Below are 21,947 nucleotides of genomic sequence, written 5' to 3' on the forward strand. Positions count from 1 at the left end.
CGTCGCCTCGCTGGGAGCACCCCGCGCCAGCAAGGCAGCAGGCAAGTATCACACTGTACATTCGCGCCGATCTCATCGCCGCCGCTCCCTTCTGCGGAACAGTTGCATGAGCGTCTGAATGAACGGTCGGCCGGTTTCGATTTCGACGTAATCGATGCCGTGCCTGCGGAACCGTTCGCTCAGCCGGCGGTCGGTGTCGCGCATGCGGCTCTCGTACTCCCGCCGCGCGCGGCGCGAGCCGGCGTCGAAGTAGAACCGCTCGCCGGTTTCGGCATCCTCCAGTTCGAGCAGGCCCGCCGCCGGCAGGCCGTGTTCGAGGCGGTCGGTCACGCGGACGGCAATGACGTCGTGGCGCCGGTTGAGCAGCCGCAGCGCCGTGTCGAAGTCGGCCACCATCCGCCCGCCGGGCTTGCCGTTGCTGTGGCCGTTGCGCTCGGCGTGGCGGTGCGTGTCGAGAAAGTCGGAGACGACGAAGACCACGGCCTTGCGCTTGAGCACGCGACCGAGGTATTCGAGGCACACGGCGATGTCGGTGCCGCGCCGGCGCGGGTTGAAGTCGAGCAGTTCGCGAATGAGGCGCTGCACGTGGCGCGAGCCCTTCTTGGGCGGGATGAAGTGCTCGACGTGGTCGGTGAAGATGAGCAGGCCGACCTTGTCGTTGTTGGCGATCGCCGTGTAGGCCAGCACCGCGCACAACTCGGCCGCGGTGCGGTTCTTGAATCGATCCACCGAGCCGAACTGGCCCGAGCCGCTCAGATCGACCGCGAAGATGATCGTCAGCTCGCGCTCTTCGACGAACTTCTTGACGAACGGCGTGCCGGTGCGGGCGGTGACGTTCCAGTCGATGGTGCGCACGTCATCGCCGGGCTGATATTCGCGCACCTCGGCGAACTCCATGCCGCGCCCCTTGAATGCGCTGGAGTACTCGCCTGCAAAGTCCTCGTTCACCGCCCTGCGGGTGAGGATCTGCAACTGCCGAACCTGTCGCATGAGTTCTTCTGTGAGCATTGCTCCTCACCGAATCACCAGATCGTTCGCTCAACATTCAACACGAAGACACGACGACACAAAGAAGAATCGCAGGGATCCATTTGTTTCTGACTCAGGTCTGTCATGCACAACCGATCAACCACTCCTCGACTCTGATGCGTTGGATTCTTTGCGCCTTCGTGTCGTTGTGCCTTCGTGTTCAATCGTTGGACTCACGGCACCGGCACGTGGTCGAAGATCTTCTTGACGATCGCATCGTTGTCCATCCCCTCGGCCTCGGCTTCGTAGCTGGCGATGACGCGGTGGCGCAGCACGTCCAGGCCGACGCTCTTGATGTCCTGAGGCGTCACGTAGCCGCGATGCTGCAGGAACGCGCGCGCCTTGCCCGCCAGCGTCAGAGCCAGCGTCGCGCGCGGCGAAGCGCCGAAGTCGATGAGCCGCGCGATGTCCAGGCCGTATTCCTTCGGCTGGCGCGTCGCGTGGACGATGTCCACGATGTAATCCTTGATCTTGTCGTCGATGAAGATCTGATCGACGACCCGCCGCGCTTCGCGAATCTCATCGAGCGTGATGACCGCCTCGATCGGCGCCCTTGCCTGGGTTGACGCCATGCGGTCGAGCACCTGCCGCTCTTCGGCCTTGCTCGGATAGGTCACCTTCAGCTTGAGCATGAAGCGATCCACCTGCGCTTCAGGCAGCGGATAGGTGCCTTCCTGTTCGATGGGGTTCTGCGTCGCGAGCACGAGGAACGGATCATCCAGCGGGTAGGTCGTGTCGCCGATGGTTACCTGCCGCTCCTGCATGGCTTCGAGCAAAGCGCTCTGCACCTTGGCCGGGGCGCGGTTGATTTCGTCGGCGAGTACGATGTTGGCGAAGATCGGCCCCTTGCGCGGCGTGAAGACGCCTTCGCGCGGGTTGTAGATCAGCGTGCCCACGAGGTCGGCCGGCAGCAGGTCAGGCGTAAACTGCAACCGCTGGAACTTCGCATGAATGGCCTGCGCGAGTGTCGAGACGGTGAGAGTCTTGGCCAGGCCCGGCACGCCTTCGAGCAGCACGTGCCCGTTGGTGAGCAGGCCGATGAGCAGGCCGTCGATCATGTAGCGCTGCCCGACGATCTGCTGCTCGACGGCCGAGACGATGCGGCTGACGAAGGCGCTCTTGTCCTCCACCGTGCGTGCGATTCCCTGAACGTCAACTGCCATCAGTGGCTCCTGTCCGCTGAGTTTCGAATGGCGATCCTATCGGCGGCCGCGGCCGCACGCGCGGCTGTGCGACCTGCCTGCGCGCAACGCTGCCGGCCCGCACAGGTATACAGATGCACGCGCTCCGCGTTTCCGGCATCTGTTGATCATCTCCTGCGATCGCCGCAGGATCGGATTGCCGTTCTACTCGCCCGCCGCGTCGGCCCGCTTCAGATGTTCGGGCGTGTTCACCTGCGCGACCTGCGGCCAGTCGCTTGGCAGCGCGACATCGGAGTGATCGACGCTCTCGATCAGAGAGCGAACCGCCAGACGCCCCTCGTCAAGGCATGACGCCACCGCCGGCAGCAATCCGGCGTGGTAGACGCCGGGAAACGGGTATCGGCGCGATCCGGGTTCTGTGAAGGTCGCCACCTTTGATTCGCTACGCCTGGCGGCCGCGAGCAGTTCGATCCACGCGGGGTGAATTGCCGTGAGATCGCACGAGAAGATGATGATCCAGTCCGAAATGTGGTGCGCGTCAAACAATGCCGCTTCGATTCCGGCGAGCGGCCCGAGACCGGGGCGCCGATCCGCAATCGTGCGCAAGCCGAGGTCGGCGTACTTGTCAGCCGCCTCGGCGACGACAGTGACTTCCCGCGCGACGGGCTGGATCTGGTTCGCCAGCCGCACGATCAGCGGCTTGCCTCCGAGCAGAGCCCGCGCCTTGTCGCTGCCAAAGCGCGAAGATCGCCCCCCGGCGAGGATGTAGACCGGCATCGGCAACATGCGCCATCAGTTTAGCGGCGATGCATGCGTCGCCGCGATACTCAGGGAGCCCATTGGATGCCGTGGTCTAAGCGAGGCTCTGCGAGCGCAGGCCACGCGCAGGCACCATTGTTCACCGAATGACCTTGAACATCTGTCGCACGCTCACGTGGCCTTCCGGCCGCAGAGCCGGCCTCCAGACCACGCCACCCACATCACACCCCGCGCGCAAACTGCTGCTGCGCCCACGACCACGCCGCCACCGTGCGCGGCAAGCCGCACGTATTCATCGCCAGCAGCGTGGCCTGCTCGATCTCCTTCTCGCTCGCCCCGGCCTGCATGGCCCGGCGGACGTGGCTGCGCAGCGCCGAGTCGAGCCCGGCTCCGATGCAGATGCCGATCTTGATCAGCGCCCGTGTCTTCTCATCCAGCGGTCCCGCTTTGTCCACCGTCCGGGCCACGCGCTCGTGCGACTCACCCAGGGCCGGATACTTCGTGATGAAATCCTTGTAGGTCTGCGGCACGGCAGATGACTGCTTCGACTTCGTGGATGATTTCTTCTTGGCCATGAGGTGCCCCGCTCTGAGTAGGGTCCGCCGTGCGGACTGGTGAACGTCCGGCGCGCGTCACATTCGGATCGCGTCGTCCCATTCTATCGGCAGTTGGACGCAGCGCGGCCGACCCTACCTTTTGCACCCCGCGCCGATACACTGGACCCATGCAGTATGGCTTTGTCATCAATCACGAGGACTGCATCGGCTGCCACGCCTGCACCGTCGCGTGCAAGGCGGAGAACGAGGTGCCGGTCGGCTCGTTTCGCACCTCGGTCAAGTACACCGAGCAGGGGCTGTTTCCCGACATCCGCCGCATGTTCCTCGTCCAGCGATGCAACCACTGCACCGACGCCCCCTGCGTGACCATCTGCCCCGTCAATGCTCTGGACAAGCGCAAGGATGGCATCGTCGATCTCGACCGCGACGCCTGCATCGGCTGCAGGGCGTGCATGCAGGCGTGCCCGTATGACGCGATCTATCTGAACGAAGACCTCGGGGCCGTCGAGAAGTGTCACTACTGCGCCCACCGAGTCGAGAAGAACCTCGAGCCGGCGTGCGTCAACGTCTGCCCGGTCGGCGCGATCGTGTCCGGCGACATGGATGATCCTGGATCGCGCATCTCGCTGATGATCCTGAATCGCGAGACGAAAGTCCGTCGGCCTGAACAGGGCACGGGGCCCAACGTCCGCTATATCGGGGCGTCGGATGTGGCGCTCAAGCCCGGCAGCGCCGAGCGGCCCGAGACCTACATCTGGAGCGATCGCCCGCCGCACAAGCTCGACCCCTGGCCCGGGTCGGTGCCGACCACGCCCAACGCGCGAACAGTGCTCGACGCGGGGCACAAGGTCGAGTGGGGCTGGCCGGTGGCGCTCTACCTCGTCACCAAGGGCATCGCGGCCGGCGCCGGCATCCTGGCGCCTTTCAGCCAGTTCCTCGGACTGGAGTTCGGCAGCTGGGCACAGCGCTACATGCCCGAAGTCGTGGCGCTTCTCTTCACCGCGATCACCTGTTTCCTGCTGGTCGAAGACCTCGCCAAGCCGTGGGCGTTCTACCGCATGGTGACGCGGCCGAACTGGACGAGCTGGCTCGTCAAGGGCGGCGTCATCCTCGGCCTGTACATGGTCACCACGCCGCTGGCGATCGTGCTGCGGCTCGTGGAGGTCGACGCCGCCGCCGACATCGTCCGCTGGATCAACGTCCCCATCGCCCTGGCCGTCGCGGGTTACACGGCGTTCCTCTTCGCCCAGTGCAAGGGGCGCGACCTGTGGGAAAGCAAGTGGCTCCTGCCGCACCTGCTTGCGCAGGCGGTCATGCTGGGGAGCGCGGCATTCATCGCATTCACACAGGACGCGTGGACGTGGCTGGGCAGAATCGAGCCGGTCGCAGCCATCGTGCTGCTTGCCTCGCTCGTGGCGCACACGCTCTTTTCGATCAACGAGCGATATGGCTCGCACGCAACAGATAATGCCCGCCAGGCGGCAGGGTTCCTCGGCGTCGTGCGCCTTGGTCCGCTCGGGTGCTTCAGAGGCGGGCTCATCATCGGTGTGGCGCTGGCGGCGCTCGTGGCGCTGCTGCTGCCCGGCGCTGTCATTATCCCGATTCTGCTCGGTCTCTACCTCTACGAATACGCCTTCATCCGCGCCGGCCAGTTGCCGCCGCTGTCATGAACTAGCCATGGAAAACAGCAGCATTTCGCAGTCATGATCGCATCGGATAATCCTTGGTTACTAAACACACGAAGATTCTCGTTTCGGAATTCGTGGGAGTACTTGGCTGGCCGCGGCCAGAGGCGTGTCGTCACGTCGGTCCCCCTGATATCGGAGTGATTGAGTGGTTTAAATGCACTCTCGACAACGGCGCACATCTCCACATCAACGTGTTGCCAGAGTCGTTGTTGGCCAGCGTGCGCTCGCCGCGACATCTGATTTGTACGAACTGGCAACAAGTAAACTGTGGGCGGAGCCGTCTTGCAGCCCGCACAGCAGCCTCTCGCCTCAAGCCTGTACTCGGAATCGAGGTTTACACCGATGCAAATGTGCGACGCCGGTTCCGCAGAGCGTACCCGCAGTATTGTGGGTGGACGAATGAACGGATGATGTCGGCCGACGAATCACCATACTGGCCCGTTGAAAAGCCTCGCGCATCCCGCTGAGTTGATCTGGAGTTGACCACGTGCGTTCACACGATCCTGAGAACATGACGACCACGCCGCTGGAGTCTTTCCCGCCCATGGACCAGTGGGACGACTGGGTGGAGTACGACCCCGCCGCGTGGCCGCGCAAGGTCGAAAAGCGCTACATGCTCGTGCCCACCACCTGCTTCAACTGCGAAGCCGCGTGCGGGCTTGTTGCGTACGTTGAAAAAGAAACACTCGCGATCAAGAAACTCGAAGGCAATCCGCACCACCCCGCCTCGCGCGGCAAGAACTGCGCCAAAGGCCCCGCCACCATCAACCAGGTGAACGATCCCGGCCGCATCCTGTATCCGCTTAAGCGCATCGGGCCGCGCGGCTCGGGCAAGTTCGAGCGCACGACGTGGGACGAGGCCCTCGACGCGATCGCCGCGCGCATCCGCGCAGCGCTCATCGACAACCGCCGCGATGAAGTGATGTACCACGTCGGCCGCCCCGGGCACGACGGCTACATGGACCGCGTCCTCCAGGCGTGGGGCGTCGACGGGCACAACTCCCACACCAACGTGTGCTCATCCGCCGCGCGCGTCGGCTACGCACTGTGGACCGGGGCCGACCGCCCATCGCCCGATCACGCCAACGCCAAGTTCATCCTCATGCTCTCGGCCCACCTCGAGACGGGCCACTACTTCAACCCGCACGCCCAGCGCATCATCGAAGGCAAGAACAACGGCGCGAAGATCTGCGTCATCGACGTGCGCCTCTCCAACACGGCGTCGATGGCCGACCACTGGCTCGCGCCCTGGCCGGGCACCGAGGCGTTTCTGCTGCTGGCCATCGCCAACGTCCTGCTCAACGAGAACCTCTTCAACAGGGAGTACGTGCAGCAGTGGGTGAACTGGCGCGACTACCTGCGCGCCAAGGCGCCGCAGGAGCCTGTCGAGTTCGATCGATTCATCGAGCATCTCAAGGCCCACTACGCCTATGCCTCGCCCGAAGCGGCCGAGAAGGAATGCGGCATTCCCGCCGAGCAGATCCGCACCATCGCCCGCGAGATCGGCGCCGCCGGCTCCGCCCTGGCTACGCACGTCTGGCGCAACGCCGCAGCCGGCAACCTCGGCGGCTGGCAGGTGGCGCGCTGCCTGCAGTTCATTGTCGTTCTGATGGGCGCCATCAACACGCCCGGCGGCACGCACCTCAACAGCAACAACAAGTTCGTGCCGGCGCCGTTCCTCAAACCCCCGCCGCAGAACGTGTGGAGCGAGCTGCTCTACCCGCGGGAGTACCCGCTCGCGTACCACGAACTCTCCTACCTGCTGCCGCACTTTCTGCAGGAAGGCCGCGGCAAGGTCGATGTCTACTTCACCCGCGTCTACAACCCGGTGTGGACGAATCCTGACGGCATGATGTGGGAAAAAGTCCTGCGCGATGAGAGCAAGATCGGCCTGCACGCGGCCCTCACACCGGTGTGGAGCGAAACCGCGCAGTACGCCGACTATATCCTGCCCATGGGCAACGGCGCCGAGCGCCACGACCTCATGAGCCAGGAGACTCACGCGGCCAAGTGGATCAGCTTCCGCCAGCCGGTGCTGCGCGTGGCGCGTGAGCGCGTCGGACAGAACGTCCAACTCACCTGGCAGGCCAACCCCGGCGAAGTCTGGGAAGAAGACGAATTCTGGATCGAACTGTCGTGGCGCATCGATCCCGACGGGGCGCTGGGCGTGAGGAAATATTTCGAGTCCCCCTATCGCGCCGGCCAGAAGATCACGATTGAAGAGTACTACCAGTGGATCTTCGAGAATTCGGTGCCCGGCCTGCCCGACGCCGCGAAGAGAGTCGGCATGACGCCGCTGGAGTACATGAAGCGCCACGGCGCGTTCCTGGTCGAGGCCGACACCTACACGGGTCATCTTGCCAAGCTGAAGGCGGAACAGATGCAGGCCGCCGAGACGCGCGACGACGGGGCCGTCATCAAAGACGGCAAGCCGATCGGCGTGCAAAACGGCGACCACGCCGTAACCGGCTTTGCCACTCCCTCGCGCAAACTCGAGATTTACAGCGACACGATGCAGCAGTGGAACTGGCCTGAGTACGACCTGCCCGCGTACATCGACAGCCACATCCACCGCAAGCACATGGATCGCTCCAAGGGGCAGTACGTTCTCATTCCCACCTTTCGCCTGCCCACGCTCATTCACACGCGCAGCGCCAACGCCAAGTGGCTCTACGAACTCTCCAACACCAACCCCGTGTGGATCCACCCCGAAGACGCGGAGCTGCTGGGCGTGCAGACGACCGATCTCATCCGCGTCGCCACGCGCATCGGCCACTTCGTCAACAAGGTCTGGGTCACCGAGGGCATGCGGCCCGGCGTCATCGCCTGCTCGCACCACCTCGGCCGCTGGCGCCTCTTTGACGACGTCGGCGGTGATCGCATGGCGGCGTGCAAGGTGGAGCGTGAGGAAGTCGCGCCGGGCCAGTTCCGCTTCCGCAAGATCGAGAAGATCCACGCCTACGCCAGCAGCGATCCCGACACCAAACGCATCTGGTGGTCCGACGGCGGCGTGCACCAGAACCTCACCTTCCCCGTGCAGCCCGATCCCATTTCCGGCATGCACTGCTGGCACCAGGCCGTCACCGTCTCGCGCGCGGCGCCCGACGACCAATACGGCGATGTCTTCGTCGATACCAATAAGTCGATGGAGGTCTACCGCGAGTGGCTCAGCAGGACGCGTCCAGGGCCCGGTCCGGGAGGCTTGCGCCGGCCGCTCTGGTTTGCCCGCGCCGTCAAGCCCAGCGCCGACGCGTATCGCATGAAGCAATGATGCCCAGCAAACGCCGCGGCGCACAGCGACGCCAGGCGCAGCGGCAAGTTGCACGGCGGCCGGTGCGGCGCACTCGCACCGGGCTGCAGCAGCAGGAACGCGCTGCCGCACCCTTGCGGGCGGTTTTTTGCGTTGGAGGTTGACTCACGGGCGGTGCGCCGTAGGGTGGTCAGTCCTGCTGCGCGCGTGGCATGCACCATCAATCAGGGCGCTGCGCGATCCAGCGGCGGACGTTTTTCCGCCAATCAAGTTCAGACAAGGAGCACGACGATGTCACCGACATCCGCATCGGCGCAGCATCTCAGCGATCAGGTGGCCCAGTTCCACCTTCGCTTTCCGATCGATTCCGACGACCTCGATCAGGATCAGGAGTGGTGCGAGTATCGCATCGACGGCGAGGAACAGTGGAGCCGCGTCCGCTTCCATGACTACCACGAGATCTACAAGGTGCCCGGTCTCTACGAGGCGCTCTTTTACCAGTGCCTCAAATGCTGCTCGCCCTATCGCGTCGTGCAACTGCTCAGCGACGTGCTCATGGATGACCCGCACACCATGGAAGACCTGCGCGTGCTCGATCTCGGCGCGGGCAACGGCATGGTCGGCCAGGAACTGCGCAACGCAGGCGTGCCGCGGCTGATCGGCGTGGACATCATCCCCGAAGCGCGCGAGGCGACCTATCGCGATCGGCCCGGCGTGTATGACGACTACGTCATCACCGACATGACCGCCCTCGACGACGGCGCCCGCGCCCATCTCCGCGCTGCCGACGCGAACTGCCTCACCACCGTGGCCGCCCTGGGCTACGGCGACATTCCCACGGAGGCGTTCATCGAGGCGTACAACCTCATCGACACGCCCGGCTGGCTCGCGTTCAACATCAAGCAGGACTTCCTCGACGACATGGAAGACGACACCGGCTTTGCCGGGTTGATACGCAAACTCATGCGCAAGCGCTTTATCGAAGTGCATGCCTACCGCCGCTACTGCCACCGCCTGAGCATTCACGGCGACCATCTCTTCTACGTCGCCATGGTGGCAAGGAAACTCAGGTCGATCTGAGACGGTTCCCTGAGTCGTACCGCCGGACCGGCGGCGGTGCGGGGCTCGCCGCTAAACTTGCGCATGGCATCACCATCTGCAACGGCCGAGTCCGACTCCGTCCGCCTTTCAGTTGAAGGCATGAACTGCGCCGGCTGCGTGGGCAGCGTTGAAAAGGCGCTCAAGACGGTGCCTGGCGTCAGCACGGCGCAGGTGAGCCTCGCGCACGCTTCAGCCGACGTCACGGGCTCCGGCCTCGACCCGGATGCGCTCGTCAGCGCCGTCGATCGGGCCGGCTACAAGGCCCGGGCGGTGCAGAAGCGGACTTCCATCGCCGAGCAGAAGGGCGAAATCGAACATCGCCAGGCGCACCACGCTCGGGCCTGGCGCAACCGCGCGCTGGCCGGGGTGATCGCGTCGATCCCGATGATCCCGATGCACCTGCCCGCGTCGTGGACGGGCCTGGCCCACGAGCACGGGGAGATCACCGCGTACACCTGGCTCGTGGTCGCGCTCTCGAGCTTCGTACAGGTGTACGTCGGCAGCGCGTTCTACAAGTCCGCGTGGCACGCGGCGATGCGGCGCGCCACCAACATGGACACGCTCATCGCCATCGGCGCCACGGCCGCATTCGGCTTCTCCGCCGTCGTGCTCGCGATGCACCTGCTGGGCCAGCAGCCGGACCAGCCGCTCTACTTCAGCGAATCGGCCGGCCTGCTCACGCTCATTGCGATCGGCCACTGGCTCGAGGCCCGCACTACCGCCGCAGCCGGCTCGGCGATCCGCGATCTGCTGTCGCTGCAACCCGATGAAGTCACTCGTCTGGCCAGCGAAGAAGACACGGCCGGGCAGATCGCGGCGTCCGCCGACATCCAGCCCGACGATCTCATGCTCATCCGCCCCGGCGAGCGCATCGCGGTGGACGGCGTGATCGTGAGCGGGCAGTCTTCCATCGACGAGTCCATCGTCACCGGCGAATCGATGCCCGTCCAGCGCGACGCCGGCCAGCGCGTCGTCGCCGGCTCGCTGAACCAGACCGGCCGCCTCGTCGTGCGCGCCGAGACGAGCGGCCTGGACACCACCGTCTCGCGCATCGCGGAAATGGTGCGCGAAGCCCAGTCGAGCAAGGCGGAGATCCAGCGCCTCGCCGATTACATCAGTTCCATCTTCGTGCCGGCGGTGCTGGGCGTTGCAGCGCTCACGTTCATCGGCTGGGCGATCTTCGGCGGCGAGAACAGCTGGACGCTGGCGCTGGTCAACGCGACGACCGTGCTGGTCATCTCCTGCCCGTGCGCCCTGGGCCTGGCCACGCCCACGGCGGTGATGGTCGGCAGCGGCGCCGCCAGCCGGCGCGGCGTACTCGTCAAGAGCGCTGCGACGCTCGAGCGGTCCGCCGCCGTCGATCTCATACTCTTTGACAAGACCGGCACGCTCACCGCCGGCCAGCCCGTGGTGGCGCAAGCCGCGGACGAACCGCTGCGGCTGGCCGCATCGCTGGCGGCCGCGTCGACGCACCCGCTCAGCCGGGCCATTACGGACGAAGCCCGATCGCGCGGCATCACGGCGCCGCGCGCTGAGCACGTCGAAGAAACGAGCGGCAAGGGCCTGACGGGAACGGTCGAAGGTCGGCCCGTCGAAGTCATCTCCACCGGCGCTGCACGTGCACAGGGGCTGGTGTTTGATGATGATGCGCAGGACCTGACGCGCAGCATCGTCGTCGTCGCCGGCCAGGTAATCGGCGCGATCGATTTCACCGACGCGATCCGCCCGCAGGCGCGCGAACTCATCGCCGCGCTGCAGTCGGCGGGAGTGGAAGCGATGCTGCTCACCGGCGACCGCCAGGCCGTGGCGCAGCGCATCGGTGCGCAGGCGGGCTTGAACCCTGAGATGATCCGCGCTGAACTCCGGCCGGAGGACAAGGTCGCCGCCGTGCGCGAGGCGGCGCAGCGCGGCCGCGTCGTGGCGATGGTCGGCGACGGCATCAACGACGCCGCGGCCTTGGCCGAGGCGAGCGCGCGCGGCGGCGTGGGCATCGCGATCGGCTCGGGCACGAACATCGCCATCGAAGCGGCCGACGTCGTCATACCCGGCGAACGGCTCGATCACCTGCTCGATCTCATGCACATCAGCCGCCTGTCGCTGCGGACGATCAAGCAGAACCTGTTCATGTCGTTCATCTACAACACGCTGGCGATTCCCGCCGCGGCATTCGGCGTGCTGGGCATGCAGGGACCATTGCTGGCCGCCGCGGCGATGGGGCTGAGCGACGTGAGCGTCATCGGCAACTCGCTGCGATTGAAGTGGCGGTTGAGCTGGGAGCTTGCGCGTCGTTCGCCCAACAGTTAGCGGGGGTGCCGTGGTCAAGCGAGGCTTTGGGAGCGCAGGCCACGCGTGCTGGCGGCGGACGAATCACTCTTCAACTCTGACGCACGCCGGCGTGGTCCGCCGGCAGAGCCGACCTCTGGACCACGGAACCCGAGTCGTCCCGGCAGCGCGGGTGCCGTGGTCAAGCGAGGCTTTGGGAGCGCAAGCCACGCGTGCGCGCGGGCGGCGGACGAATCACTCTTCAACTCTGACGCACGCCGGCGTGGCCCGCCGGTCGCAGAGCCGACCTCTGGACCACGGCACCCGAGTCGTCCCGGCAGCGGGGGTGCCGTGGTCAAGCGAGGCTTTGGGAGCGCAGGCCACGCGGGCGCGCGAACCGCAGGCGAGTCACATTGAACGCGCAACACCCATCAACGTGGCCCGCCCGTCGCAGAGCCGACCTCTGGACCACGGCATGCTCAATCCAGCGCGCGGTCCAGTCGGCCGCCACATTGCGCGAGCAACTGCTCCGCGGCGGCGCGGTTGACATTGCGACGCTGCATCACGACGGCCGTCTTCACCGCGCCGCCCGCGGCGTCGAGGAGGTCCAGTGACGCAGCGCGATCGAGCGATGTGAGCGTCATGACGATCCGCGCGGCCCGATCGCGCAATTTGTCGTTGGTCGCGCGCAGATCGACCATGAGATTCTCATAGACGCGCCCGCTGCGGATCATCAGCGTCGTCGAGATCGTGTTGAGCGCGAGCTTCGTCGCGGTGCCCGCCTTGAGGCGCGTCGAGCCGGTGAGCACCTCGGGTCCGGTTTCGAGCACGATTAGATGATCAGCCGATGCTGGCTTCTCCATTCTGCTGCAAGTGAGCAAACCGGTAACCGCGCGTCCACCGCTTGCGCCCTCGCTTCCGCAACCCTTCACAAATTCGAGCGCACCGAGCACGTACGGCGTCGTCCCGCCCGCCGCGATACCCAGCACCGCATCGTCGCGCGTCAGCTTCAGCGCCGCCAGCGCCGGCTCGGCCCCGCGCGGATCATCTTCAAGGCCCTCGCTGCTCTTGCGCAGCGCTGCATCGCCGCCCGCGATAATGCCGATGATCCGATCCGGCGGCACCTGGAAGGTCGGCGGCGCTTCCGAGGCATCCAGCACACCCAGCCGCCCTGACGTGCCGGCGCCGACATAGACGAGCCGTCCGCCGCGCACGAAGCCCGCTTCGACCGCCTCGATGAACGCGACCAGCGCCGGCCGGGCCCGCTCCGTCGCCTCGATGACCATGCGGTCCTCGCGCTGCATGACTTCCACGCATTGCGCAGTGGTCAATTGGTGTAGCTTGTTGGTGCGCTCGTTGCGATGCTCGGTGCGCACGTGGCTTCGATCCGGCGGATGGGCGCGTGAGCCGGAGCCGCTCATGGATAAACCCACGAGCCGGCGACGGGCGCGGGGCCGGGCAGTTTGGTCACCTGCGGCAGGGTGATGGGAATCCGTTCTTCGCATAGCGCGCCGAGCACGGCCATCGCCATCGCCTCGCGGTACGGCGCCGGCACGCCGAGATCGTCACTGCGATTCACCGGCGCGTTCGAGCGCTTCTGAAACTCGCCCAGCAGCGCCTTGTTCAGCACGCCGCCGCCGGCGAGAATGAGTCGATCGACGGCCCCGACGTGATCGAGCGCAACCGTCGCCACTGCGGCGCACGCGGAGCGCGCGATGACCGGTCCGCGATCGGTGGCGACCGAGGCGCCGGCAGCGCGCGATGAGGTCAGGCGATCGAGCCCAGGGCCGAGTTCATCTTCCGTGCCCAGCGAGCGGCCGAGTCGAACCTGCTCCTGAAGAAGTTGCACGAACTGCTGGAAGCAGGCGTCATCGACCTGGCCCGAGAGAGCGCGCGAGCCGCCCTCGTCGAAGGGCAGGTTGAACAGCCGGCGGGCGAGCCCGTCGAGCACGTGGTTGCACGCGCAGACATCACCGGCGGCGATCTCGTCGATTACCTTGTAGTGCTCGGCTCGCGCCGGCTTGGGCGGCAGTGTCGTGGAGTTGCAGAACCCGCCGAGGTTCACCACTGCCCGGCGCTCCTTGAGGTCGCGGAACATGATGTAGTCCGCCAGCGGCGTGATCGGCGCCCCCTGCCCACCCGCCGCCACGTCGGCCGCCCGAAAGTTGGACACGACCGGCACGCACAGTTGCCGCGCCACGATCGCCGGCTCGAACAGTTGCCACGTCAGCGGCGGCGCGTGGAACACGGTCTGCCCGTGCACCGCGATGAGGTCCGCGATGTCGCTGCCGATCACTTCGGCCAGGGCGGTGGCGTGCAGCGCGCTGAACTCGCGATTGAGTGATGCGATCTCGCCGGCGGTCATGGCATCCTGCTGCGCCAGGCGCCGCAGCCGATCGCCCAGCGATCCGAGCGAATGGCTCACGGTGCGCACGAGGCGGGCCCGCATGTCCAGCCCGCGCCCGCTGATCTCGACCAGCGCCGCGTCGAGCGCATCGAGACTCGTGCCCGTCATGCAGCCCGCAACCAGCCGTGATCCGCCCATGCCTTCTCCGCGCCCTTTCGGCCGTCTCAATCCAGCCGTTCGAGTTCCTCGGCAATCCGTTCATAGTATCGGCAACTGTCGGCCAGACCGCCCTCGCGGCTGCGAGCCAGCCACAAGCGGCGGTGTTCGTCGACGACGTCGCGGACCTGCCGCGCCAGATCGACGGCCGATGCGGCCGCACCCCGCCGCAGCAGGGCGCGGTCAATGGCCAGGCGGCACACCGCCAGAGTGTGTTCGAGTTCGGCGCGGATCTGTTCATCTTCGATGCGCGGCATCGATTCGCCCAGTTCGCGCCATCGCGCGCTTGCCGCCTGCCATGCTTCGACCGACCCGCCGAAGTGCGGCTCGACGGAAAGGCTTTCGTGCAGGTCGACGAACATCGCGCTCGCGTTGAGAATGCGAGGAGCATGCGAACCATCGCGGAGCGGCGCATCGAGATCGCCCAGTGCATCGATCCACGGCCCGAGTTGGCCCATCGCATCATCCATGAGGTGCACCGACGCCGCCCGCGCATCGAACGCTTCGGCGGCGTCGGCATTCCACGCAACGGCCGCCCCATCCGCCAGCGCGTTCAGCGCGATGGGCCACTGCTGACGGTGGCCGTGATCGCCCCACTCGGTGATGAGAAACCCCGTTGCTCCGTGGGTAAGTCCGGCGCGTGCGGCGGCGATGAGGTTGCCGCGCCGCTCGGCGGTGCGTCCCGTGATGCTCCGCCACGCGCTCGTGCCGGGGCACATCCAGATTGCGCGATCGCCGTGCTTCGACTCACGAATCGCGCGGCACCACCTGTCGAACGCCGCATCCGGTTCGTAGCCCCAGACCAGCGCAACCAGATCATCATCGAGGAGATCAAGCGCCGCCGGCTCGCGCAGCGCGATGTCTGCCCAGAACATCGGCTGCACGGGCGCATCCACATGCGGGGCGAGATGTCGCCTCGCGATCGCAGCAACCGCGTTCACATACTCTGCGTAGATGGCCGCCCGGCCGCGCTGTGTTACAGCGTCTCGACTTCGGCCCGTGCCCACGTCAAACGTCTCGTCGCAGCCGATGTTCACGCGCGGGCAGCGAACGCACGGCAGCAACTGACCCAGCAGATCGTCGACAAGCGCCAGCGACGCCGGGTCCGTCGGGCACAGGCTGAATGGACCCGAGCGCGGCACGCGCACTTGCCCGTTGTCAAACACCCATTCGCCGTGCGTCTCCGCGAGGTGGGCATAGCGCGGCAGCTCCAGCCAGCGCGTGAGATGACCGAAACAGTTCTGGTTCGCCGCGAGTTCGATGCCGCAGGCGGCGCAGAGGGCGCTGATCGACTGCAGTTGCGCCGCCGTGACCGGCGAGGCGTCGCGCCAGACCTCTTCGTGTCCGGCGTAAGCAAACGTGTGCTCCATGTAGAGTTGAAGGTGGTTGACCTTCAGCGCCGCGAGTTGCTGGACGAACTCGCGCAGCATCTCCATGGTGGGCACTCGATCGCGCGAAAGGTCGAGCATCACGCCGCGGATCCCGAACGAGGGCTCATCTTCGATGACCATCTCGCGGACCGTCCAGCCGAGGCGCGCGCAGCGCACGACCTGCCTGAGTGTGGCCAGGCCGTAGCGCGCTCCGCTCACACCCGGCGCCTCAATGCGCGCAAAGGATCGGCGTCCATTCCCAGGCCGGCCAATCTCCAGCCGATACGACTGGCCGCGAATGCTTCGCGGGTCGATACCGGCCTCCGTCACGCGCACGACCACATCCGCCTCGCGCGGCGAATCGACGAGGCTCCATCGCGCCGCGTCGCGCGCCTCCCGCACGTCGATCATCTCGCAGCCGGTCAGATGCAGCGCCAGCGCATCATCGCGCAGCGCCACCGGCCCGCCGGTGAGGCGCATGCGGCGAGGCGTCGGGATCAGCGGCAGAGGAGCGGTCATGTAGACGCTTTGCTGAGCGCAGCGTCCATGCCGGCTGTGCGCGGCGGGCCGATGAGACACACCGCCGTCGCCAGGGCCGTACAGTAGAGCAGCCGCCATGGATACGCCGGGCTGAGGTCGATGAGGTACTGTGGCTTGATGCTGTTGAACATGCCCGGCGTGAGGTAGATCGCCGTCGCCGTGCCCACGAACAGCGCCGCCAGCGCGCTGACGGCGTTGCCCTGCTTCGTGAAGATGGCGGTCAGAAAGACCGCCAGCAGTCCGGGGTAGGCGTAGGTCATGACTGACAGGGCGAAGTCGATGAGCGACTGGTCCGCCTTGTACTTCTGGTGCCAGACCATGCACAGGCCGGCAAACAGCGTCAGCACGACGCCCCAGCCAACCACCGCGAGGCGACCCACGAGCAGGTAGTGCCGCTCGCTCTGTTTTGGCGCGAGCCGCTTGTAGATGTCGTTCGTGAACGCCGAGGCCATGGCGTTGAGCGACGAGTTGATCGTCGAGAGACCGGCCGCGAACAGCCCGGCCATCATCAAGCCCGGCAGGCCCGCCGGCAGTTCGTTGAGTATGAAACTGAGGAAGACCTTGCGGCTGTCGGCCACGCCGCTTTGCGGGCCGGCTGATCCCATCACGTCAGGCCGCTGGTAGAACACGTAGAGCAGCAGCCCGATGACCATGAACAGAAACGTCACCGGCAGGCCAACGAGAATGGCGCCGACCACGCTGCGGCTGCCCTTGATCGCCGAGCGGCACGTCAGCGTGCGCTGCGCGAGGTCGTGGTCCGTGCCGTACGCCGCCACGTTGAAGAGCGTGAAGCCGATCAGAGCGGTCCAGAGCGTGTACGGCGCGGAGAGGTCGAACGAGAGATCGAGGATCGTGAGTTTCGACGCTTGCCCCGGCGCGGCGTGGCTGAGCACGTCGATCAGTTCGCCCGCGCCGACTGGGATGCGGCCCAGCAGCACCACCGCGGCAACGACGGCAGCGCCGACGAAGACCACTGTCTGGATGACGTCCGTCCAGATCACGCTCGCTACGCCGCCCACGAACGTGTAGCCGACGCCCGCGATCATAAAGAGCATGATCGCCAGCCACACCTGCTGCGCTTCCTTGGCGGGTGTGATGTCCGTCTGGTCAAACAGGATCAGCGCCGCCGGGATCGCGGCGATGTAGACGCGCGAGCCGCTCGCCAGCACCCGGCCGAGCATGTACATGATGCTCGAGGCCATGCGTGTCTCAGGGCCGAAGCGGCTTTCGAGCAGTTCATAGACGGTGCTGACGTTAAAGCGGTAGAAGACGGGGATGAAGAACGCGGCGACGAAGAGAGCCGCGAAGACTTGCCCGATGCTCGCTGAGAGATAGGTGAGGTTGCCGTCAAAGGCCTGCTGCGGCCCGCCGATGAACGTCGCCGCCGAGAGCGACGTCGCGAGCACGGAGATGGCGACGGCCCACGCGGGCAAATCGCGCCCGCCAAGGAAGTAATCGCTCGTGCTCGTCCGCTTGCGCAGCGAGACGAGCCAGCCGGTGACGACCAGCAGCATGGCGTAAGCCGCCAATACGATCCAGTCGAATGGCGCCAGCCGGCTCGCAGCGGCAAGTTGGAGTGGCGGTGTGAGCAAGGGGGCGTTCGCCTCTGCGTCGGGAGTGTGCTGAACGCGCTAAGGATCGGCATCCCCGGCAAAAACCGGCCAAAAACAAACAGCGCCCCAGACTTTCGTCCAAGGCGCTGCGAAGGAGAGAGAGACTTGTGAAAGCCCGATCGGGTCGAACTCAGTTCGTGATCGAGCGGTGATCTTCGACCGGCTCGCGGTAGAGGAATCGCGTTTCAAGTTCACGCCGGATCTTGGCCAGCGCCTTGACCTGAATCTGCCGCACGCGCTCCTTGCCCACTCCGACAATCTGCCCGACCTGGCCGAGCGTGAGGCTCTTGTCCTCGTCGCTCTTGTTGCCCAGACCGAAGCGATGGCGGATGATAGACATCTCTACGTCGGTCAGGCCGCAACGGTTCTCCTCAACAATGTTCGCGACCTCTTCCGCGCAATCCTGATCGAGACTCTCGCGACGCTCGTCGAACGGCTTGGCCGTTTCGAGTTCGGGTTCGAACTCGACCGGGAAGCGCTCGCGATGCCGGCTGGCCTTCACGCCGAGGCGGCTGAACGCCTTGAGGATCGACTGGCACGCGTAGGTCGAGAACTTGAAGCCGTAATCCGCATTAAACTTCTCGGCACTGCGCAGCAGCGCCATGTTGCCTTCACTGACAAGATCGGCGAACTCGAGGTCGCGAATCCGCGTCCGACGCGCCATGGCGATCACGAGACCGACGTTGCTCTCGGCGATCTGCGTGCGCAGGTCTTCGACTACGCGGTGCCACTTGAGCAGCTCGCGAATCTGTGCGGCCGTCGGTTCGATCGACGCCGGCTTGCCCTCTTCCTTCATGCCAAGGTCTTCCTGGATCTGGCGGATCCGGAACTTGGCGTAGTTGAACTGATGGAAGAGCACGCGCTCCTGCTTGCCGCTGAGTCGCTTGATCTGCCCGCTCGAAACCGACTGGTTGGGCGAGCGCGTCAGGCGATCCATGAGCGGCTGGTACCAGGAGATGTCCGGCTTGGCGATCGTCTTCTCGTAGATTCGCACATCAGCCTCGCGTTCGTGGAACGCCGGGCTGTCGATGAAATCGATGGGTCGCGAAAGCAGATCGGCAATCACGCGCGCCTCGTCGGGCCGGAGATCGGGCCGGGCCGTCGTGCGGCTGGGCCGGACCGGCGACTGCAGGCCGTCGTGGTACTGCATCTGCTCAAACGGTGAACGAGTTGGATGGGTGGTCTTTCGCATCAATGCCTCGTGTATATGTATGGAGAAAGACGCGCGCAGGTTCAAACGATTCTAAGAAACGATGGGATAGGACAAGAAATGGGCATTACCCTTACAGATCCCGGGGATTTACCCTGCCTCCCTCGGCGTTTTCCGAGCCCCCAACGGCAATTCCTGGCCCCCCTGATCAGAGGGTAATCCCACAACCCCAAGCCCGGCCGGCCCATTTCGCCTCAACCGCCACCTACCATCCCCGCGTGTTCATTGACGAAGCGGTCATCGAGGTGCGGTCGGGCAAGGGCGGGGACGGATGCGTGAGCTTCCGTCGCGAGAAGTACATTCCCAAGGGCGGCCCCGACGGCGGCAACGGCGGGGATGGCGGCAGCATCCTGATCGTCGGTGACCCCAACATCAACACCCTCCTCGACTACCGCAGCCGCTTCCACTGGCACGCCCGCAGCGGCCAGCCCGGCTCCAGCCGCGACTGCTCCGGCGAGGCGGCAGTGGACCTGCGCCTGCCCGTGCCGCCGGGCACGCTCATCTACAACGACCAAACGAACGAGCTCATCGCCGACGTGGACGCGCCCGGTAAGCAGATCGTGGTCGCCAGGGGTGGCCGCGGCGGATTCGGCAACATCCACTTCAAGTCGTCGACGAACCAGACGCCGCGCGAAGCCGAGCCCGGCGAGCCGGGCGAGACCGTCCGTGTGCGCCTCGAACTCAAACTCATGGCCGACGTCGGACTGCTGGGCATGCCCAATGCCGGCAAGTCGACGCTGCTGCGCGCGGTTTCCAAGGCGCGGCCGATGGTGGCCGACTTCCCCTTCACCACGCTCAAGCCTCAACTAGGCATCGCCGAACTCGACGCCGAGCGCCGGCTCGTGTTCGCGGATATCCCCGGCCTGATCGAAGGCGCCGCCGAGGGCGTCGGCCTCGGGCATGACTTCCTCAAGCACGTTGAGCGCACGGCGCTGCTGATTCATCTGCTCGATGTCGCGCCCCTCGACGGCAGCGACCCGGCCGCGAATTACCAGATCATCCGCCGCGAACTGGCCAACTACTCCAGCGACCTCGCCGAGAAGGACGAGATCATCGTCCTCAACAAGATCGACCTCGTTGCGCCGCAGGATCGCGATGCGTTGATTGACCGCCTCGCCGGCCAACTCGGCTTTCCCAGAGGCGAGCGGCCCATGGTGATCAGCGGCGCAACGCGAGAGGGCGTGCGCGAGCTGCTCGAGCGGTGCTGGCAGATGTCGGCGCGCGTCCCTGAGCGCTGGACCTGAGTCTCAATCAAGCACGACGCGATTGCTGGCGCTGCACGTGGAGCCGTCAATCGCCTGCACCGAGATGCCGCACGCCTGGGCCGGCAATGGGCGCGAGAACGCGACGCGACCCTGCGCATCGGCGCGGGTGACGAGCGGCGCGCCGGGCGCGTAGGGCGGCCGGATGTCGACGACGAGCCCCTGGCACGGACCCGGCGGCAGCGTGAACGAACCCGCGCGGAAGCCGGCGACCAGCGCGACGAGGCCGTGCGGCGTGGCGCCGCTTACGGTAAGCTGCATCGGCCCCGGGCACGATCCGGCAACGGTGATCATCGGGCCGGCGCTGGATCGCTCGTAGATGTACGCCGATCCCGAACCGTCGCCGCCGTCGTCATCATTTGGCGAGCCGACAAGTGCCCTGTCGCCGCTCACACCGACGCTCTGGCCGAACCAGTCGCCCGTGGAGCCGTCATCTGCGAGCAGCTTCTGCTGTTGCGACCAGATTCCGCCGTCGTTGATGAACGCGTACGCGGAACCCGAGTTGCTCCCGAGATCGCCATTCCAGTACGCGCCCACGAGTGCGGTGCGATCGTCGATGGCGACGGCGATGCCGAACTGGTCGATGGCGCTGCCGTCGTCGGCGAGGAGTTTGGCCTGCTCGCTCCACGCGCCGCCCGAGTAGGCGAAGACGTACGCAGCGCCGGCGTTGGAGCCGCGATCGTCATCGCTGGGCGCGCCGATGATGATGGATGTGCCGCTGGTCGCCACGCTCGTACCGAAATAATCGCCCTCCTCGGCGCCGCCGCTGAGCAGTTTGGCCAGTTGCGTGAACGACTGACCGCCGGCAAGGCCGAAGACGTACGCCGAGCCGGTGCCGTAGCCGAAGTCGCCGTCCTGCGGCGAGCCGATAACGATCCAGTCGCCGGTGTAGCCCACGCTCGTGCCGAAGAGGTCGTAGGCTTGACCGTCGTCGGCGATGAGGCGCTGGGTCATGAGCCACTGCCCGCCGCCATCGCGCTTGTAGACGTACACCGAGCCGGACTGGTAGTCGCGGCCGGTGTCCTGCGGGCAGCCGACGAGGATGGTGTCGCCGGCGACGGCGATGCTGTGGCCGAAGCGGTCGTCCTGCTCGCCGTCGGGCGCGATGAGTCGAGCCTCCTGCGTCCACTGGCCGTTGACGTCGCGCCGGAAGACGTACGCAGCGCCCGCGGCCCACTGCTGCCCCACCGCAAAGACCGACCCGACCGCGGCGACGTCGCCGTCTATCGCCACCGAGTAGCCGAACCAGTCGTATGGCTCGCCGTCGGCGGCGAAGAGTCGTGCGGTCTCGCTCCAGCTGCCGCCAGGCTCGCGTCGGAGGACGTACGCAGCGCCGGTGTTGTCGATTCGGCCGTTGGCCGTGATGGCGCCGACCACGACCGTGTCGCCGTCGAGCGCTACGGCCTGGCCGAACGCATCATCCGCGCCGGGGTTACCTGCCCGCAGCTTGGCCGACTGCGACCACGTCTGTCCCGGCGCCGGTGAGCCCAGGGCGAACACGGCCAGAACCAGCAGCGCCGCCGTCCACCCGAGCTGGGGGCTGCCACCCCGCGAATGCGCCTGCCTGTCCATGGTCAATCTCCCCCGTTTGCGCCACGTTT

At 66.1% G+C, this 21,947-nt stretch carries 15 protein-coding genes; 5 read left to right on the plus strand and 10 right to left on the minus strand.

Annotated elements, in window-relative coordinates; genetic code table 11:
- Positions 1-72: 72 nt before the first annotated feature.
- From IT430_05810 to IT430_05825, 4 genes are all read right to left on the minus strand, one after another.
- Positions 73-990: a DUF58 domain-containing protein gene (locus tag IT430_05810; protein MCC6907438.1), complete on the minus strand. Its 918-nt coding sequence runs from the start codon at positions 988-990 to the stop codon at positions 73-75.
- A gap of 212 nt (positions 991-1,202) precedes the next feature.
- Positions 1,203-2,192 (minus strand): MoxR family ATPase, encoded by a 990-nt coding sequence (locus IT430_05815; GenBank protein MCC6907439.1) that lies wholly within the window; start codon positions 2,190-2,192, stop codon positions 1,203-1,205.
- A gap of 183 nt (positions 2,193-2,375) precedes the next feature.
- Positions 2,376-2,957 carry a molybdenum cofactor guanylyltransferase gene (locus IT430_05820; GenBank protein MCC6907440.1) on the minus strand — a complete coding sequence of 194 codons (582 nt, stop codon included), beginning with the start codon at positions 2,955-2,957 and terminating at the stop codon, positions 2,376-2,378.
- A 194-nt stretch (positions 2,958-3,151) separates the two neighbouring features.
- Positions 3,152-3,505 carry a carboxymuconolactone decarboxylase family protein gene (locus tag IT430_05825; GenBank protein ID MCC6907441.1) on the minus strand — a complete coding sequence of 118 codons (354 nt, stop codon included), beginning with the start codon at positions 3,503-3,505 and terminating at the stop codon, positions 3,152-3,154.
- Positions 3,506-3,654: 149 nt separating this feature from the next.
- Here IT430_05825 and nrfD point away from each other — a divergent pair, with 149 nt between their 5' ends.
- The 4 genes from nrfD (at position 3,655) to cadA (ending at position 11,830) form a co-directional block, all read left to right on the plus strand.
- A complete protein-coding gene (gene nrfD, locus IT430_05830) occupies positions 3,655-5,157 on the plus strand; it encodes a polysulfide reductase NrfD (protein ID MCC6907442.1) in 1,503 nt (500 codons plus the stop codon).
- A 529-nt stretch (positions 5,158-5,686) separates the two neighbouring features.
- A complete protein-coding gene (locus IT430_05835; protein ID MCC6907443.1) occupies positions 5,687-8,446 on the plus strand; it encodes a molybdopterin-dependent oxidoreductase in 2,760 nt (919 codons plus the stop codon).
- A 270-nt stretch (positions 8,447-8,716) separates the two neighbouring features.
- Entirely contained in the window at positions 8,717-9,505 is a 789-nt protein-coding gene (locus tag IT430_05840) for a hypothetical protein (GenBank protein ID MCC6907444.1), read from the plus strand.
- Between the two features lie 63 nt (positions 9,506-9,568).
- Positions 9,569-11,830 (plus strand): cadmium-translocating P-type ATPase, encoded by a 2,262-nt coding sequence (gene cadA / locus IT430_05845; protein MCC6907445.1) that lies wholly within the window; start codon positions 9,569-9,571, stop codon positions 11,828-11,830.
- Between the two features lie 437 nt (positions 11,831-12,267).
- On the opposite strand, the gene murQ is transcribed toward cadA, so the two are convergent.
- The 5 genes from murQ to IT430_05870 form a co-directional block, all read right to left on the minus strand.
- On the minus strand, positions 12,268-13,164 hold the full coding sequence (murQ, locus tag IT430_05850) for an N-acetylmuramic acid 6-phosphate etherase (protein ID MCC6907446.1): 897 nt from the start codon (positions 13,162-13,164) through the stop codon (positions 12,268-12,270).
- Positions 13,165-13,205: 41 nt separating this feature from the next.
- The gene (locus tag IT430_05855) at positions 13,206-14,333 is read right to left on the minus strand and encodes an anhydro-N-acetylmuramic acid kinase (protein MCC6907447.1); all 1,128 of its coding nucleotides are present in this window, start codon (positions 14,331-14,333) and stop codon (positions 13,206-13,208) included.
- Positions 14,334-14,359: 26 nt separating this feature from the next.
- Entirely contained in the window at positions 14,360-16,240 is a 1,881-nt protein-coding gene (locus IT430_05860) for a family 20 glycosylhydrolase (protein MCC6907448.1), read from the minus strand.
- On the minus strand, positions 16,237-17,853 hold the full coding sequence (locus IT430_05865) for a sodium/solute symporter (protein ID MCC6907449.1): 1,617 nt from the start codon (positions 17,851-17,853) through the stop codon (positions 16,237-16,239). Before IT430_05865 ends, IT430_05860 begins: the two co-directional genes overlap by 4 nt.
- A gap of 151 nt (positions 17,854-18,004) precedes the next feature.
- Positions 18,005-19,066: a sigma-70 family RNA polymerase sigma factor gene (locus IT430_05870; protein MCC6907450.1), complete on the minus strand. Its 1,062-nt coding sequence runs from the start codon at positions 19,064-19,066 to the stop codon at positions 18,005-18,007.
- Positions 19,067-19,302: 236 nt separating this feature from the next.
- On the opposite strand from IT430_05870, the gene obgE reads away from it, so the two are divergent.
- Complete coding sequence (obgE, locus tag IT430_05875; GenBank protein MCC6907451.1) at positions 19,303-20,328, plus strand: GTPase ObgE; 1,026 nt, start codon at positions 19,303-19,305, stop codon at positions 20,326-20,328.
- A 3-nt stretch (positions 20,329-20,331) separates the two neighbouring features.
- On the opposite strand, the gene IT430_05880 is transcribed toward obgE, so the two are convergent.
- A complete protein-coding gene (locus IT430_05880) occupies positions 20,332-21,918 on the minus strand; it encodes an FG-GAP repeat protein (protein MCC6907452.1) in 1,587 nt (528 codons plus the stop codon).
- Between the last annotated feature and the right edge of the window lie 29 nt (positions 21,919-21,947).

The organism is Phycisphaerales bacterium (genome assembly GCA_020852515.1).
Lineage (GTDB): Bacteria > Planctomycetota > Phycisphaerae > Phycisphaerales > UBA5793 > UBA5793.